Origin of the sequence: Streptomyces sp. 549 (assembly GCF_030124175.1) — a bacterium.
Classification (GTDB): Bacteria; Actinomycetota; Actinomycetes; order Streptomycetales; family Streptomycetaceae; genus Streptomyces.
Window position 1 is genome coordinate 101,447 of record NZ_JASKMT010000010.1, and the last position, 15,408, is coordinate 116,854.

Annotated in this window: 18 protein-coding genes; 5 read left to right on the top strand and 13 right to left on the bottom strand. The window is 74.0% G+C overall.

The window, feature by feature from the left end; translation table 11 throughout:
• Positions 1-27 precede the first annotated feature (27 nt).
• Together QNO07_RS14140 and QNO07_RS14145 are read left to right on the top strand one after the other, a co-directional pair.
• Complete coding sequence (locus tag QNO07_RS14140; protein WP_283992413.1) at positions 28-390, top strand: DUF1304 domain-containing protein; 363 nt, start codon at positions 28-30, stop codon at positions 388-390.
• Entirely contained in the window at positions 279-902 is a 624-nt protein-coding gene (locus QNO07_RS14145) for a TetR/AcrR family transcriptional regulator (RefSeq protein ID WP_502961841.1), read from the top strand. The genes QNO07_RS14140 and QNO07_RS14145 overlap by 112 nt, the downstream gene beginning before the upstream one ends.
• Before the next feature lie 65 nt (positions 903-967).
• Here the strand turns inward: QNO07_RS14145 and QNO07_RS14150 are convergent, their stop codons facing one another.
• The 10 genes from QNO07_RS14150 to bioB form a co-directional block, all read right to left on the bottom strand.
• Positions 968-2,122, bottom strand: coding sequence for an ROK family transcriptional regulator (locus QNO07_RS14150; protein WP_283992327.1), 1,155 nt, complete (start codon positions 2,120-2,122; stop codon positions 968-970).
• Positions 2,123-2,247: 125 nt separating this feature from the next.
• A complete protein-coding gene (gene mug, locus QNO07_RS14155; RefSeq protein WP_283992414.1) occupies positions 2,248-2,790 on the bottom strand; it encodes a G/U mismatch-specific DNA glycosylase in 543 nt (180 codons plus the stop codon).
• Complete coding sequence (gene purB, locus QNO07_RS14160; protein ID WP_283992328.1) at positions 2,787-4,217, bottom strand: adenylosuccinate lyase; 1,431 nt, start codon at positions 4,215-4,217, stop codon at positions 2,787-2,789. The genes mug and purB overlap by 4 nt, the downstream gene beginning before the upstream one ends.
• Positions 4,218-4,228: 11 nt before the next feature.
• Positions 4,229-5,011 (bottom strand): SGNH/GDSL hydrolase family protein, encoded by a 783-nt coding sequence (locus QNO07_RS14165; RefSeq protein ID WP_283992329.1) that lies wholly within the window; start codon positions 5,009-5,011, stop codon positions 4,229-4,231.
• A 99-nt stretch (positions 5,012-5,110) separates the two neighbouring features.
• On the bottom strand, positions 5,111-6,130 hold the full coding sequence (locus QNO07_RS14170; protein ID WP_283992330.1) for a hemolysin family protein: 1,020 nt from the start codon (positions 6,128-6,130) through the stop codon (positions 5,111-5,113).
• Positions 6,127-7,497, bottom strand: coding sequence for a hemolysin family protein (locus QNO07_RS14175; protein WP_283992331.1), 1,371 nt, complete (start codon positions 7,495-7,497; stop codon positions 6,127-6,129). The genes QNO07_RS14170 and QNO07_RS14175 overlap by 4 nt, the downstream gene beginning before the upstream one ends.
• Before the next feature lie 188 nt (positions 7,498-7,685).
• Positions 7,686-8,105 carry a GNAT family N-acetyltransferase gene (locus QNO07_RS14180; protein ID WP_283992332.1) on the bottom strand — a complete coding sequence of 140 codons (420 nt, stop codon included), beginning with the start codon at positions 8,103-8,105 and terminating at the stop codon, positions 7,686-7,688.
• A gap of 74 nt (positions 8,106-8,179) precedes the next feature.
• Positions 8,180-8,893, bottom strand: a complete 714-nt coding sequence (gene bioD / locus QNO07_RS14185; RefSeq protein ID WP_283992333.1) for a dethiobiotin synthase — start codon at positions 8,891-8,893, stop codon at positions 8,180-8,182.
• 4 nt (positions 8,894-8,897) lie between these two features.
• On the bottom strand, positions 8,898-10,202 hold the full coding sequence (locus tag QNO07_RS14190; RefSeq protein ID WP_283992334.1) for an adenosylmethionine--8-amino-7-oxononanoate transaminase: 1,305 nt from the start codon (positions 10,200-10,202) through the stop codon (positions 8,898-8,900).
• Entirely contained in the window at positions 10,195-11,424 is a 1,230-nt protein-coding gene (gene bioB / locus QNO07_RS14195) for a biotin synthase BioB (RefSeq protein WP_283992335.1), read from the bottom strand. The genes QNO07_RS14190 and bioB overlap by 8 nt, the downstream gene beginning before the upstream one ends.
• Positions 11,425-11,574: 150 nt before the next feature.
• On the opposite strand from bioB, the gene QNO07_RS14200 reads away from it, so the two are divergent.
• Together QNO07_RS14200 and QNO07_RS14205 are read left to right on the top strand one after the other, a co-directional pair.
• Positions 11,575-12,729 carry an 8-amino-7-oxononanoate synthase gene (locus QNO07_RS14200; RefSeq protein ID WP_283992336.1) on the top strand — a complete coding sequence of 385 codons (1,155 nt, stop codon included), beginning with the start codon at positions 11,575-11,577 and terminating at the stop codon, positions 12,727-12,729.
• A gap of 245 nt (positions 12,730-12,974) precedes the next feature.
• On the top strand, positions 12,975-13,406 hold the full coding sequence (locus tag QNO07_RS14205) for an ATP-binding protein (protein WP_283992337.1): 432 nt from the start codon (positions 12,975-12,977) through the stop codon (positions 13,404-13,406).
• 33 nt (positions 13,407-13,439) lie between these two features.
• On the opposite strand, the gene QNO07_RS14210 is transcribed toward QNO07_RS14205, so the two are convergent.
• Genes QNO07_RS14210 through QNO07_RS14220 form a run of 3 tightly spaced genes read right to left on the bottom strand, consistent with a single transcriptional unit; the run spans position 13,440 to position 14,957 of the window.
• Positions 13,440-13,937, bottom strand: coding sequence for a DUF6328 family protein (locus QNO07_RS14210; protein WP_283992338.1), 498 nt, complete (start codon positions 13,935-13,937; stop codon positions 13,440-13,442).
• 59 nt (positions 13,938-13,996) lie between these two features.
• Positions 13,997-14,317 carry a hypothetical protein gene (locus QNO07_RS14215; RefSeq protein ID WP_502961842.1) on the bottom strand — a complete coding sequence of 107 codons (321 nt, stop codon included), beginning with the start codon at positions 14,315-14,317 and terminating at the stop codon, positions 13,997-13,999.
• 7 nt (positions 14,318-14,324) lie between these two features.
• Positions 14,325-14,957 carry an ATP-dependent Clp protease proteolytic subunit gene (locus tag QNO07_RS14220; protein WP_283992339.1) on the bottom strand — a complete coding sequence of 211 codons (633 nt, stop codon included), beginning with the start codon at positions 14,955-14,957 and terminating at the stop codon, positions 14,325-14,327.
• Positions 14,958-15,010: 53 nt separating this feature from the next.
• Here QNO07_RS14220 and QNO07_RS14225 point away from each other — a divergent pair, with 53 nt between their 5' ends.
• On the top strand, positions 15,011-15,301 hold the full coding sequence (locus QNO07_RS14225; protein WP_283992340.1) for a type II toxin-antitoxin system Phd/YefM family antitoxin: 291 nt from the start codon (positions 15,011-15,013) through the stop codon (positions 15,299-15,301).
• The last annotated feature ends 107 nt before the right edge of the window (positions 15,302-15,408 follow it).

The window sequence follows — 15,408 nt, forward strand, 5'->3', positions numbered from 1 at the left end:
ACACCTGTCCAGAAAGTGGAGCTGATGATGACCGTGATCGCGAACATCCTGGTCGGCCTGGTGGCTGCCCTGCACGTGTACATCCTGGTGCTGGAGATGTTCCTGTGGGAGCGGAAGCCGGGGCGCTCGCTCTCCGGCTTCGACGCGGAGATGGCCCGGGCCACCGTGCCGCTGGCCGCCAACCAGGGGCTCTACAACGGCTTTCTGGCGGCCGGGCTGATCTGGGGCCTGATCGCCGCCGATCCGACCGGTTTCCGGGTGCAGGTCTTCTTCCTGGGGTGTGTGCTCGTGGCCGGGCTCTACGGCGGTCTCACCGCCAACCGGCGGATCCTCCTCGCGCAGGCGCTGCCCGGGGCGCTGGCCCTCGGCGCCGTGCTCCTGGCCCGGTGACGCGCCCGCTGGAGCAGGTGAGCGTCGCCGCCCTGGTGGGCAGGGCGGGGATCGCCCGGGCCACCTTCTACCTGCACCACCGCGGCCTGGAAGCGCTGGCCGTCGACGCCTGCGCCGGCCTGGTGCGAGAGGCGGTGGACGCGCTGCACGCATGGCGCGGTGTTCCCGACCCGGTGAATCCACTACCCGCGCTGCTCGGCTTCTTCGCCGGGGCCGCCGACCACGTGGCGCTGTACCGGGCGCTGCTGACGCCCGGCGGCGGCGGGCCGCTGGGCGGGGTGCTGCACCGGGAGCTGCGGGAGCGCAGCCGCAGCGAACGTGCCCTGGCCGGTGCGCCGGAGCCAGACCTGGTCGCGTCGGCGGTGGCCGCGACGTTCGCCGGGACACTCGCGGACTGGGCCCACGGCCTGATAGACGCCACCCCCGACCGAATAGCCCACCTGGTGTGGCGGCTGCTGGTCGCCCTGCACCGCACTCCGGTCGGCGGCCTGCCCTCCGGCCCGGCGCGCTGACCGGCTGCGCCGGACCGGGGGAGTCGGGGGAGTGGGGCTCGGGCGGGGCGGACGGTGGGAGCCGGTCAGCCCTCGGCGGTGCCCTCCACCGTGAACAGCTGCCGTTCCAGATGGTCCAGTGCCAGACGGACGGCACCCGTCGCCACGGCGGCCTCGCCCAGCTTGGACAGTTCGACGCGGGGCGGACGCAGGCAGTAGCGGGCCAGTTCGCGGCGCAGGGGGTCCAGCAGGCCGTCCTGGCCGGCCGCCCAGCCGCCGATCACCACCAGTTCCGGGTCGAGGGCCAGCACCAGTGCCGCGACGTCGTGCACCAGCCGCTGGACGAAGCGGTCCACGGCCTGCCGGGCGCGCTCGTCGCCGTCCCGCGCCATCTTGAACACCCGCGCCACCGCGGCCTCGTCGAGTGGGTGAAGCGGCTCGCCCGTGGTGGACAGCAGGCGCTCCGGGAACGCCTCGCGACCCAGCAGGTGCAGCGCGCCGATCTCACCCGCCGCACCGCCGTAGCCGCGGTGCAGCCGCCCGCCGATCAGTGACCCGGCACCGGGGCTGAGGCCGGCCAGCACCATCACCGCGTCGTCGCAGCCGACCGCCGTGCCCTTCCAGTGCTCGGCGAGCATCGCCGCGTTGGCGTCGTTCTCCACCAGCACCGGGCAGCGGAACGAGCGGCGCAACCGCTCGCCCAGCGGCAGGCCCGTCCAACCCGGCAGAGCCGTGCACAGGCGCACCGCGCCGTCCGCGGTGACGATGCCGGGACTGCCCACGCCGACCGCCCGCAGGGTGGAGCGGGCCACCTCCGAGCGCCGCAGCAGGTCGGACACCGCCGAGCGGGTCTGCTCCAGGCGGTCGTCCGCGCACGCCTCCTCGGAGACCTCCCGCTCGGCTGCGCCCAGCAGCTTGCCGTTGAGGTCGGCCAGGACGGCGGACACCCGGTGCGGGCCGATCTCGATGCCCAGCAGATGGCCCGCCTCGGCCCGGAACCGGAACCTGCGTGCCGGACGGCCCTGCCGCCGGCCGTCGGCCGGGTCCCTGGGCACCTCGGCGACCAGACCGCCGTCGATCAGCCCCTCGACGACTATCTCCACCGTCGGGCGGGAGAGCCCGCTCTTGCGTACCAGGTCCGTGAGCGTGGCACAGCCGTCCGCGGTGCGCAGCGCTCGCAGGACGACCGTGGAGTTGATCCTGCGCAGCAGGGACGGGTCCCCACCGGTGAGCCTCCCCAACGTCCTCCTCCCTCCTCGCCCCTGTGGCCGGATCGTATCCGCTGGCGAAAGGCACGGCGAGTGCGGGGACGATCACGGTCCGGCGTACGTTTGCCCCGGTGCCGTGCGCCGGGGGTCCGGCGGGATCAGCCGTCCTCGCCGAGGCTGCGGCGCAGCTCCGCGTAGGCCTCCGCCATGGCGGCCGGCGTCCAGTGCGCGTTCAGCCCGCTGGGGTTGGGCAGCACCCACACCCGGGACGTACCGATACCGGCCGGCTGCGGGCCGACGCCCGCACGGCGGTCGCCGAAAGCCGTGCGGTAGGCGGTGATGCCGACCACGGCAAGCACCTGCGGGCGCAGCCGCGTCACCTTCTCCACCAGCAGCCGGCCGCCCTCGCGGAAGTCCTCGGCACTCACCTCGTTGGCGCGCGCCGACGCCCTGGCCACCACGTTGGTGATGCCCAGGCCCCAGCGGAGCAGTTCGTGCTGCTCGCCCGGCGCCAACCGCCGGGGGGTGAAACCGGACGCGTGCAGCACCGGCCAGAACCGGTTGCCCGGACGGGCGAAGTGGTGGCCGGTCGCCGCCGACATCAGCCCCGGGTTGATGCCGCAGAACAGCACCCGCAGCCCCTCGGCCACCACGTCGGGCACCAGGCGGTCGCGGGCCGCCGCCAGCTCCTCCGGAGTCAGAGGATCGCTCCGGGCCGGTACGCGGCGGCCTCCGGGTACCGCTTGCCGACCTCCTCGACGCGCGCCGCGACGGCGGCCACCTGCTGGCCGGCCGCCCCGGTGAACGACAGGCGGTCCGCCATCAGCGCGTCCAGCGCTGCGCGGTCCAGCGGGAGCCGCTGGTCCTCGGCGAGCCGGTCCAGCAGCTCGTTGTCCTTCGCCCCGGCGCGCAGCGCCAGCGCCGAGGCCACCGCGTGCTCCTTGATGGCCTCGTGGGCCAGCTCGCGCCCCACACCGGCCCGGACGGACGCCATGAGCACCTTGGTGGTGGCGAGGAACGGCAGGTAGCGGTCCAGCTCCCGGGCCACGACCGCCGGGAACACGCCGAACTCGTCCAGTACCGTCAGGAAGGTCTCCAGCAGGCCGTCGAAGGCGAAGAACGCGTCTGGCAGCGCCACCCGGCGGACCACCGAGCAGGAGACGTCGCCCTCGTTCCACTGGTCGCCGGCCAGCTCGCCCACCATCGACGCGTAGCCGCGCAGGATGACGGCGAGTCCGTTGACCCGCTCGCAGGAGCGGGTGTTCATCTTGTGCGGCATCGCGGACGAGCCGACCTGGCCCTCCTTGAAGCCCTCGGTGACCAGTTCCTGGCCGGCCATCAACCGGATCGTCCGGGCCAGCGACGAGGGTGCCGCGGCCAGCTGGACCAGCGCGCTCACCGCGTCGTAGTCCAGCGAGCGCGGGTAGACCTGGCCCACCGAGGTGAAGGTGTGCGCGAAGCCCAGGTGTGCGGCGATGCGCTGCTCCAGTTCGGCCAGGCGCTCCGCGTCACCGCCCAGCAGGTCCAGCATGTCCTGGGAGGTGCCCACCGGGCCCTTGACGCCGCGCAGCGGGTAGCGGCCGAGCAGCTCCTCCAGCCGGGCGAACCCCACCAGCAGTTCGTCGGCGGCGGTGGCGAACCGTTTGCCGAGCGTGGTGGCCTGCGCGGCCACGTTGTGCGAGCGGCCCGTCATCACCAGCGCGCCGTGCTCCGCGGCGAGCGCGCCGAGCCGGGTCAGCAGTGCCACGGTGCGGTCCCGGACCAGTTCCAGCGACAGCCGGATCTGCAGCTGCTCCACGTTCTCCGTGAGGTCGCGGGAGGTCATGCCCTTGTGGATCTGCTCGTGGCCGGCGAGCGCGTTGAACTCCTCGATGCGCGCCTTCACATCGTGCCGGGTGACCTTCTCGCGCTCCGCGATGGAGGTCAGGTCCACGTCCTCCAGGACCCGCTCGTAGTCGGCGAGTGCCTGCTCGGGCACCTCGATGCCCAGGTCCTTCTGCGCGTGGAGCACGGCCAGCCACAGCCGCCTCTCCAGCGTCACCTTGTACTCGGGGGACCACAGGACGGCCAGCTCCGCGGAGGCGTAGCGGCCGGCGAGGACGTTCGGGATGCGCGGCTTGTCAGTCACGTCCAGGGATTCTACGGGGTGTCGTCCCAGGCCAGCGGTGCCAGGTCGGGGCGCTTGGGCAGGCGCCCGTCGCCGGAGGAGCGGCCGGTCAGCCGCCGGCCGATCCACGGCACCAGGTGGCGCCGGGTGAACCGCACGTCGGCGGTGACCCGGGCGTGCCACGCCGGACGTGCGGACGGCGGCAGGGCGGCGTTCCAGTCCAGTTCCGAGGGGCGGCCCAGATGCTGCCAGACCGCCTCGGCCACCCTGCGGTGCCCCTCCGCGGACAGGTGCAGCCGGTCGTCGGCCCATATCCTGGGGTCGCTGAGAGCGGGGGAGGCGTACAGGTCCACGACGCCGACGCCGGTGCGGGCGGCCAGGTCGTCGATGAAGGCGAACAGCTCCTCCATGCGGGCCCGGTAGCGTTCCAGGACCGGGCCGCGCCGCCCGGGGCTGCGCATCAGCAGCAGTCGGCCGCTGGACGTCGCCAGCTTCTGTGCCGCCTCCTCCAGCAGGCCGCAGACGCGGCCCATGTCGCATTGCGGGCGCAGCACGTCGTTGAGGCCGCCCACCAGCGTGACCAGGTCGGCCCCCATGGCGGCGGCGGGGTCGACCTGCTCGTCGGCGATCTGCTGGATGAGCTTGCCGCGCACCGCCAGGTTGGCGTAGCGGAACTCCTCGGAGCCGGTCGCCAGACGGGCGGCCAGCAGGTCGGCCCAGCCGCGGTAGGTGCCGTCGGGCCGCAGGTCCGACATGCCCTCGGTGAAGGAGTCGCCGAGGGCGACGAAGCTGTTGATCCGCGGTGCGTTGTCCATGGCGCCACCATGGTAGCGGGCAACCGGTTGCCCGGGGCAATGAGCCTGCTGTCGGGGCGGGGCGGGGCGCGCCCGCGCGGACGCGGACGCGCCCGGCGGTCAGCCGGTCAGGTTGCGGCCGACCAGTTCACGCAGCACGTCCTCCATGGTGACCAGCCCGTCGGTGCGGCCGTCCTGACCGATCACCGCGGCCAGGTGGGTGCCGCTGCTGCGCATCGCCCCGAGCACGTCGTCCAGCGGGGTCTCGGCGCGGACCCGCGCCACCGGGCGCAGGGCCGCCACCGGGAACGGCAGATGCCGGGAGTGGGCGTCGAGGGCGTCCTTCACGTGCAGATAGCCCACGGCCCGGCCGGCGCCGTCCACCACGGGGAAGCGGGAGTAACCCGAGCTGGCGGACAGCCGCTCCAACTGCTCCGGCGTCACGCCCAGCCGCGCCGCCACCACCCGCTCGCCGGGCCGTACCACCTCGGCGACCGGGCGCCTGCCCAGTTCCAGCGCGTCCCGCAGCCGCTCGGTGGCGCGGGTGTCCAGCAGGCCAGCCGCGCTGGAGTCGGCCACCAGCCGGGCCAGCTCGTCGTCGGAGAACGTCGACTCGACCTCGTCCTTGGGCTCCACCCGCAGCAGCCGCAGCAGGGTGTTGGCGAAGGTGTTGACGGTGAAGACGAAGGGCCGCAGCGCCCGCGTGACCGCCACCAGCGGCGGGCCCAGCAGCAGCGCGGTGCGCTCCGGTTCCGCCAGCGCGATGTTCTTCGGGACCATCTCCCCGAACAGCATGTGCAGGTAGGTGGCGAGCGACAGGGCGATGACGAAGGAGATGGTGTGGCCCAGCGCGCCGGACACACCGACGGACTCGAAGGCCGGTTCCAGCAGGTGGGCGATGGCCGGCTCCGCGACGATGCCCAGCACCAGCGTGCACAGCGTGATGCCCAGCTGCGCGGTGGCCAGCAGCGCGGAGACGTGCTCCAACCCCCACAGCACGCGCTTGGCCCGTCGGTCCCCCAGCTCCGCGCGCGGCTCGATCTGGCTGCGGCGCACCGAGATCATGGCGAACTCCGCACCGACGAAGAAGGCGTTGACGACCAGGGTCAGCAGGCCGACGAACAACTGCAGTGCGATCACCGGCCGACCTCCTCACGGGCGGACGCCGGACCGTCGCCGGCCCGGTCCGGGCCCTCCGCCCCGTCTTCCGGTGCCCGCAGGCGCGCGCGGGCGGCACGGCGCCCGGTGGCGTCGACCACCTCGATCTGCCAGCCGGCGACGTCCACCCGGTCACCCTCGGCGGGGATGCGGCCCAGCCCGGTGGCGACGAGCCCGGCCAGCGTCTCGTAGGGCCCGTCCGGTGCCCGCAGCCCGATCGCCTCCAACTGGTCGGTGCGGGTGCTGCCGTCCGCGTCGTACACCTCGCGGCCCTCGGCGTCGGCGCCCACAGGCGCGAGGTAGGGGGCCTCGTGGGGGTCGTGCTCGTCGCGGACCTCGCCCACGACCTCCTCCACGATGTCCTCCAGGGTCACCACACCGGCCGTGCCGCCGTACTCGTCGATCACCACGGCCAGGCTGCGGGACTCCGAGAGCCGGTCGAGCAGGCGGTCCACGGTCAGCGACTCGGGCACCAGCAGCGGCTCGCGCAGCAGCTCGGTCACCGGCTGCCCGGCCCGCAGCTCCGCGGGGACGGCGAGCACGTCCTTGATGTGCACCACACCGACGACCGTGTCGAGCGTGTCGCGGTAGACGGGGAAGCGGGACAGGCCCGTGGCCCTGGTGGCGTTGGCCACATCGGCGGCCGTCGCGTGCACCTCCAGGGCGGTGACCTGCACCCGGGGGGTCATCACGTTCTCGGCGCTCAGCTCGGCCAGGTGCAGCGTGCGGATGAACAGCTCGGCGGAGTCCGCCTCCAGCGCGCCCACCCGGGCGGAGTGTCGGGCGAGGGCGACCAGCTCCTGTGGGGAACGGGCCGACGCCAGCTCCTCGGTGGGCTCCAGGCCCATACGGCGCACGGTGCGGTTCGCCGTGTTGTTGAGGTGCCTGATCAGGGGGCGGAACACGGCCGAGAAGGCGCGCTGCGGCGCGGCGACGCGCTTGGCCACGGGCAGCGGCCGGGAGATCGCCCAGTTCTTCGGGACCAGCTCGCCGACGACCATGAGCACCACCGTCGACAGCGCGGTGGCCAGCACCAGCGCGGTACTGGCGGCGGCCTGCTCGGGCAGCCCGACCGCCCGCACGGGGCCGGACAGCAGGACGGCCACCGACGACTGGGCCAGCATGCCGATGATGAGGCCGGTGACGGTGATGCCCAGCTGCGCGCCGGACAGCTGGAAGGTGAGGGACCGCACGGCGCTGAGCGCGCCGGCCGCCCCCGGCTCGCGGTCGGAGACGGCCCGCTCCAGCGCGCCTCGCTCGACGGTGGTGAGCGAGAACTCGGCGGCGACGAAGATGCCGCAGGCGAGGGTCAGCAGCAGGGCCAGGACCAGCGGGAGGACTTGGGTCACAGGGTCACCTCCGGCCCGCTGTCAGGGACGACAACAAGGAGGTGTGCCCGGTGCCGGGACTTGGAGGCTCGCCCATGGACGGACGCTGACCCCTTTCCGCATTCAGCTGAGGCCGGCGGTCGACGCCGGCGAGAACCCCTACACCATACGGGAGTGTCCTGCCGCCGACCGGGTGCGCGGCGTGCCCCTCACAGGTGCTTCACCCAGCGGCTCCACTGCGGCTCGCGGCTGTAACCGGCCGCCACCCACGCCTGGTGGGCGCGCTCGTTGCGGTCCAGCACCATGGCGTCACCGCGCCGCCCGCCCAGTTCGGCGAACCGCTTCTCGGCCGCCGCGAGCAGCGCTGTGGCGACGCCGGTCCGCCGGTGGGCGGGGTGCACGGCGAGGCGGTACAGGTGGCAGCGCCACCCGTCGAAGCCGGCGATCACACTGCCCAAGAGCAGGCCGCCGCGCTCGGCCAGCAGCAGCGCCTGCGGGTCCCGCCCGATCAGCCGGGCGACGCCCGCCGGATCGTCGCTGACGCTCACGCCCTCGGCAGCCAGGCCCCAGAACGCCAGCACCGGTTCGGTGTCCTCAGGCCGGGCGGTGCGGACGTGCAGATCGTTCATGACAGCATCCCAGCACCACCCGGGCGAGGTGTCGACCCGTTGAAGACGGTTTGCCGGAAACGGGTGGAGGCGGCTCAGGCCAGGGGCGCGGGTGGCTCTCCCGCCCAGTGGCCGTCCAGCTCCGGGGCGAGCCACATCGCCGCCCGCTCCCGGAAGGCGGCGCTGTCCAGACCTCCCGCACCCTCCGGCAGCAGGCCCAGCAGCGGGGCCCCGGCCGCAGGCGGCAGGTCGGTGAGGTTGCAGCGGGCCGCGAGGTCCGGCCGCGCCGGCCAGCTGCCCACCACCACGCCCCGGCACTCCAGCGCCCTGGCGCGCAGCGCCTCGGCCGTCAGCGCGGTCGCGTTGAGCGTGCCAAGACCGGCGGCTGCGACCACCAGGACCGGGGCGCGCAGCATCACCGCGACGTCCGCCAGCGTCGTGCCCCGGTCGTCGAAGCGGACCAGAAGCCCCCCGGCGCCCTCCACCAGCACCAGGTCGTGGCCGGCTGCGAGCCGGGCGGCCTCCTCGGCGATCCGCTCCGGCGGCAGGTACGGCTGCCCCGCCCGGCGGGCCGCCGCCTCCGGCGCCAGCGGGTCGGGCCACCGGGCCAGCTCACCGCAGGTCACCGCGCCGCCTGTCAGTCGTGCCACCTCCGCCGCGTCGCCCGGCTCGTCGGGGCCGACGCCGGTCTGGGCGGGCTTGAGCACCGCCACCGTGCGGCCCGCCGCGACGGCCGCCGCCGCCAGCGCCGCGGTGGCAACCGTCTTACCCACTCCGGTGCCCGTGCCGGTCACCACCGTCACCGCCACGCCCTCACCCCGCTTCGGCGGCGGCGCACACGGCCGCACCGATCCGGGCCACGTCCTCGTCACCGGTGACGTAGGGCGGCATGGTGTACACCAGGTCGCGGAACGGGCGCAGCCACACGCCTTCGCGGGCCGCCGCGGCCGTCGCAGCCGCCATGTCGACCTCGTGGTCGAGCTGGACCACGCCGATCGCCCCGAGCACCCGCACGTCGCGCACACCCGGCAGGGAGCGCGCCTCCGCCAGGCCCTGGAGCAGCCCTGCCTCGACCCGCTGCACCTCGCCCTTCCAGTCCTGCTCCACCAGCAGGCCCACCGAGGCGTCGGCGACGGCCGCCGCCAGCGGATTGGCCATGAACGTCGGGCCGTGCGCCAGCACCGGCACCTCGCCGCGCGATATGCCGTCCGCCACGCGCGGCGTGCACAGCGTCGCAGCCATGGTCAGGTATCCGCCCGTCAGCGCCTTGCCGACGCACATCACGTCGGGAGAGACACCGGCGTGCTCGGCGGCGAAGAGCGCCCCGGTCCGGCCGAAGCCGGTGGCGATCTCGTCGAACACCAGCAGCACGCCCGTCTCGTCGCACACCTCGCGCAGCACCCGCAGGTAGGCGGGGGAGTGGAAGCGCATGCCGCCCGCGCCCTGCACCACCGGCTCGACGATCACCGCGGCGAGTTCGTGGGCGTGCCGCCGCACCTCCTCCCGCAGCAGGTCCGCGTAGGCGGGGTCCGGTTCGGCGTCGAACCCGGCCGGTGGCTCCGGCACGAACACCTGCCGCGGCAGCACACCCGACCACAGGTGGTGCATGCCGCCGTCGGGGTCGCACACCGACATCGGCTGCCAGGTGTCGCCGTGGTAGCCGCCGCGCCAGGTGAGCAGCCGCTGCCGGGCGGGCTCACCGGCCGACCGCCAGTACTGGAGGCACATCTTCACCGCGACCTCCACCGACACCGATCCGGAGTCGGCGAGGAACACGTGTTCCAGCCCGTCCGGGGTGATGTCGACAAGTCGCTTCGCCAGGCGCACGGCGGGCTCGTGGGTGAGCCCGCCGAACATGACATGGCTCATCCGCCCCAGCTGCTCGCGGGCGGCCTCGTTGAGCACCGGGTGGTTGTAGCCGTGCACGGCCGACCACCACGAGGACATGCCGTCGACCAGTTCGCGCCGCCCCGCCAGCGGTTCGGCCAGGTGCAGCCGCACCCCGGATGCCGACTCCACGACGAGCGGCGCACCCCGGCCGGGCATCGGGCCGTAGGGGTGCCAGACGTGCTGCCGGTCCAGCGCCAGCAGCACGTCCACCGGCATCGCCTCACGCATTGGGCGGCAGCTCCGTACCGGCCCCGCGCCGGCGCACCGCGACCTTCGCGCGGGCCGGCTGCTCGACGGCCGAAGCGGCGGGGGAGGGGACCGCCGCCGTGACCGGCTCGGCCGCGACCGACTCAGCCGCCGTCGGCTCGGCCGCCTCGGGAGAGTCGTCATCGCCGCAGGGCCCGCAGCCACCCCCGGACCCGCAGCCTCCGGCCGCCGCGGCGTCCGCACGGTGCTCGGGAAGCGTCACCGTGCCGGCGCCCTCCACCTCGAAGCCGGCGTCCGCGATCATGTCCAGGTCGGCCTGCCCGGCCTGGCCCTCGCTGGTCAGGTAGTCACCGAGGAAGATCGAGTTCACCAGGTGCAGCGCCAGCGGCTGCATCGACCGCAGGTGCACCTCCCGGCCGCCGGCGAGCCGCACCTCCACGTCGGGGCAGACGAACCGGACCATGGCCAGGACGCGCAGCGCCCGCTGCGGGGTCAGGTTCCACTCCTGGGCGAGCGGCGTGCCCTCGAACGGGATGAGGAAGTTGACCGGCACCGAGTCCGGGTCCAGGTCCCGCAGCGCGTACACCACGTCCACGAGGTCCTCGTCCGTCTCGCCCATGCCCGCGATCAGGCCCGAGCAGGCGGACAGACCGGCGGCCTGCGCCTGCTCCACGGTGGAGACGCGGTCGGCGAAGTCATGCGTGGTGCAGATGTCCTTGTAGGTCGACTCGGAGGTGTTGAGGTTGTGGTTGTAGGCGTCCGCGCCCGCGTCCCGCAGCGCGGAGGCCTGCCCCTGGGACAGCAGGCCGAGGCAGGCGCACACCTCCACGCCCTCGTTCTGCTCCTTGATCGCCGAGATGGTGTCCGAGACGCGCTGCACGTCCCGGTCGGTGGGACCGCGCCCGCTCGCCACCAGGCACACCCGCTTGGCGCCGCCGGCCACGCCGGCCCGCGCGGCCTCCGCGGCCTGCTCCGGCTTCAGCCAGGTGTACTTGAGGATCTCCGCCTTCGAGCCGAGGCGCTGCGAGCAGTACGAGCAGTCCTCCGGGCACAGGCCGGACTTCAGATTGACCAGGTAGTTCAGCTTCACCCGCCGCCCGAACCACTTGCGGCGCACCTTTCCGGCCGCGGCCACCACGTCGAGCAGTTCGTCGTCGGAGGTCGCCAGCACCGCGAGCGCTTCCTCGCGCGTCGGCAGCTCGCGCCGCAACCCCTTGTCCACCAGCGTGTTCAGCAGCTCCATGGCGCGCATCCTCGCTCACCCGGCAGCCCCGGGCCAAGGAGAGAACCCACAACGAGACCGGAAACAGGTGTGTGCATTGCCACACCCTGACCGGGCTTGAGCGCCACTAGGTTCTATGAGGTCCCCACAGCTCCCACGGAACGGTCCCCCATGCCCGAGGCGCACCAGGACCCGTTCGGCTGGCTCGACGCGGCACGCGAGCAGCGCGAGCGGTCCGGTCTGGCGCGGACGCTGCGCCCCCGCCCCGCCCGCTCGCCGCTGCTCGACCTCGCCGGCAACGACTACCTCGGCCTCGCCCGCCACCCCGCGGTGACCGAGGCGGCGGCCTCCGCCGCCCGTCACTGGGGAGCCGGTGCCACCGGGTCGCGGCTGGTCTCCGGCTCCACCGGGCTGCACGCCGAGCTGGAGGGCGAACTGGCCGACTTCCTGGGCTTCGAGTCCGCCCTGGTGTTCTCCTCCGGCTACGCGGCGAACCTCGCCGCGGTGACCGCGCTGGCCCCGGCCGGATCGCTGGTCGTCTCCGACGCGGACAACCACGCCTCGCTCATCGACGGCTGCCGCCTCGCCCGGGCGCAGACCGCCGTCGCCGCACACGCCGACCCCGAGGCCGTGCGCAAGGCGCTCGCCGGGCACGACGGCCCGGCGCTCGCCGTGACCGACTCGGTGTTCTCGGTGGACGGCGACGCCGCACCGCTGGCGGAACTGGGCGGGGTGTGCGGCGAACTGGGCGCCGGCCTGCTCGTCGACGACGCCCACGGCCTGGGCGTGGTGGGCTCCGGCGGACGCGGCGCGGTCCACGCCGCCGGGCTCGCCGGTGCCCCCGGCACAGTGGCCACCGTGACCCTGTCGAAGGCCCTCGGCTCGCAGGGCGGTGCCGTGCTCGGTTCGGCGAAGGTCGTCACGCACCTGGTCAGTACCGCCCGCAGTTTCATCTTCGACACCGGCCTCGCCCCGGCCGCCGCCGGTGCCGCCCTCGCCGCGCTGCGCCTGCTGCGCGCCGAGCCCGAGCGGGCGGCACGGGCGCGGCGGGCCGCCGCCGTGCTGCACGGCGCGCTGACCGGCGCCGGGTTCACCGCGGTGCGGCCGGACGCGGCGGTGGTGTCGGTGCGGGCGCCCTCGCCGGAGGCGGCCGTGCGCTGGGCGGCCGACTGCCGTGCGGCGGGGGTGTCCGTCGGCTGCTTCAGGCCGCCGTCGGTGCCCGACGGCGTCTCCCGGCTGCGGCTGACCGTCCGCGCCGACCTGACGGACGCACAACTGGACCGGGCCGTGGAGACGATCCGCGCCACCGCCCCGCCCGGCCACTGAGCCTCCGCCTGCCGCCCGCAGGGCGCCGCGGCGACACCCCAGCCGCCCGACCTGCCCCAAATAGGTTCTGCTGTCGCACAGTTCACCGCATCGAGCGACAGATATCCGCGCATGTCGGTGGATCGGGCGCATCCGGGCCCCCCGGGTGGCAGTCTGTCGCGCAGCAGCCATTCGCGGGCGGCTCCGCCCCCACTCCTCGCAACCCCGCCGGAGTACCGCCCCGATGGGAAAGGGACGGCCTCGACATGGCAGACCACCAACACGCCTGCGTCACCCTGCCGAGCACTCCGGCCTCGGTGCCCGAGGCGCGAAGATACGTCACGGGAGTACTCGCCGAATGGGGACCGGGCGCGGACCCCGCGACCGTGGACTCCGTCCGGCTCATCGTGTCGGAACTGGCCACTAACGCCGTCCAGCACACCCGCGGTCAGTCGCCCACCTTCACCGTGGACGTCCACCTCGAACGGGATGAGCGGTTGTGTGTCGGTGTCACCGACAGCCACCCGCGGTGGCCCCGCCGGCTGCCCGCCGCCGTCCAGCAGGACAACGGGCGCGGCCTCTCCATCATCCGCGCGCTCGCCGTCGAGTCCGGCGGGCGGCTGTCGGTGGTGCCCACGGAGGAGGGCGGCAAGACGGTGTGGATCGCGCTCCCGTGGCAGGCCCCGGCCCCGACCTGAGTGGGACGCGCCCGCGGGGGCCGGGCGGGGCTCTCAGTCGGTCGGGAGCACGCGCTCCCGGTGGCGGCGGCCGACCTCCCAGGGCAGTGCCAGCCACAGCGCCGCGCAGGCCAGCAGTATCCCGCCCGCCGCGCACAGGCCCGCGGCCCGTCCCATCACCACGTCCACCACCAGCAGCACCGCTCCGGTCAGACTGAGCGCCAGCACGCCCAGACCGGCCCTGGCCAGCACCGACGACACCTCCACCACCCGCCGTTTCGCGCCGCGCCGGAACAGGGAGCGGTGCAGCACCGCGGGCGCGGTGAAGACGATGGCGGCGAGCGCCGCGAGCATGAGCGTGGTGACGTACGCGCCCCGCTGGTAGGAGTCCAGGTCGGGGAACCGCGGGGTGAACGCCAGGGTGAGTAGGAATGCGAACAGGATCTGCACGCCGGTCTGGATGACGCGCAGTTCCTGGAGCAGCTCCACGAAGTTGCGGTCGTCCCGTTCGAGCGGCGTCTCGTTGCGGGTCACCGGGATCTCAGCGGCCATAACAGGACGGGTTGCCCTCACCGGCCGGATTATGCGCACCCGGGCCGGCCGGGCGGCCCTCACGGCGGTGGCGGCGATGGCGGCAGACCGACGCGCAACGTCCGGCGCTCGCCGTCCAGCACGCGCAGCGCCCGTGCCAGGGTCGCCGCGTGCACCTCCCGCTCGCCCCGTTCGTGCATGACGGAAAGGGCCTCCCGCAGCCCCTCCGCGGCACCCACCAGCGCCTGAGCCGCGCGCAGTCCGCCGTAGGTCTGGGTGCAGCGGGCCGGGTTGATCCGCCCCAGCAGGTCGACGACCTCCAGGTAGCGGTCCAGCAGCTCGCCCTCCGCCCCGGTCAGCGCGGGTAGCGGCGGCAGTTCCGGCGGCAGCTTCTGCGACACCGTCGCCTCACCGGCCCGCGCGGGCGCGTGCCGGAGCCCGGCCGGACACGACGTGGTCGGCCAGGCCGTAGGCCACCGCCGAGGCGGCGTCGAGGATGTGGTCGCGCGCGATGTCGGCGGCGACCTGCTCCCGGGACCGGCCGGAGTGCAGCGCCAGCATGCGCTCCAGCGTGTCCCTGGTGCGCAGCAGCTCGGCGGCCTGGATCTCCAGGTCGCGCGCCTGCCCGTGCACCGGCTCGGCGAACGAGGGCTGGTGGATGAGCACCCTGGCGTGCGGCAGCACCAGCCTGCGCCCGGGGGTGCCGGCGGCGAGCAGCACGGCCGCCGCTGACGCGGCTTGCCCCAGGCACACCGTCTCCACCTCGCAGTCGACGAAGCGCAGTGCGTCGTAGATCGCGGTCATCGCGGTGAACGAGCCGCCTGGGGAGTTGACGTAGAGCGAGAGCGGCCGGTCGGGCGCCGCGTGCTCGAGGTGCATCAGCTGCGCCACCACGTCGCCTGCCACGGCGTCGTCGATCGGCGTGCCGAGCATCACGATGCGCTCGTCGAGCAGCTTGGAGTAGGGGTCCAGGGTACGGGTGAGGGCACCGGTGCGTTCGGTGAAGGAAGGCAGGACATGGCGGGCGGACACGGGACCCACGGCGGCTCCTCTGCTCAAAACGTACAGGACGTACATGCCGTTAGACTGGGAGCATGACGTATGAGATTCCGGTGACGCAAGCCCGCGCCGAGCTCGCCGACCTGATCAACCGGGTGGTGTACGGCAGCGAACGTGTGGTCGTCACCCGGCACGGCAAACCGCTGGTGGCCCTGGTCTCCGCCGCTGACCTGGAACTTCTCGAGGAACTTCGCGGCCGAGGCGTCGAGGAGCCGATCAGTACCGTGTCCACCGTCCGGCCCGGCACGTCCGCTGCCGGCGAACGGCACCGCTTCGGTATCGCCGCCCGCCACGGGCACCCGCCCGCCGGAGAGAACCGCACCTGACGGCCGCTCCGCCCGACCCGCGCCCGCCCGGCCCGTGCCGGGCGGGGCGCGCACCGGCCCAGGAAACCCCGCCGCGCGGCGCGCCGGGGAAGTTAACGCCCGCGAAA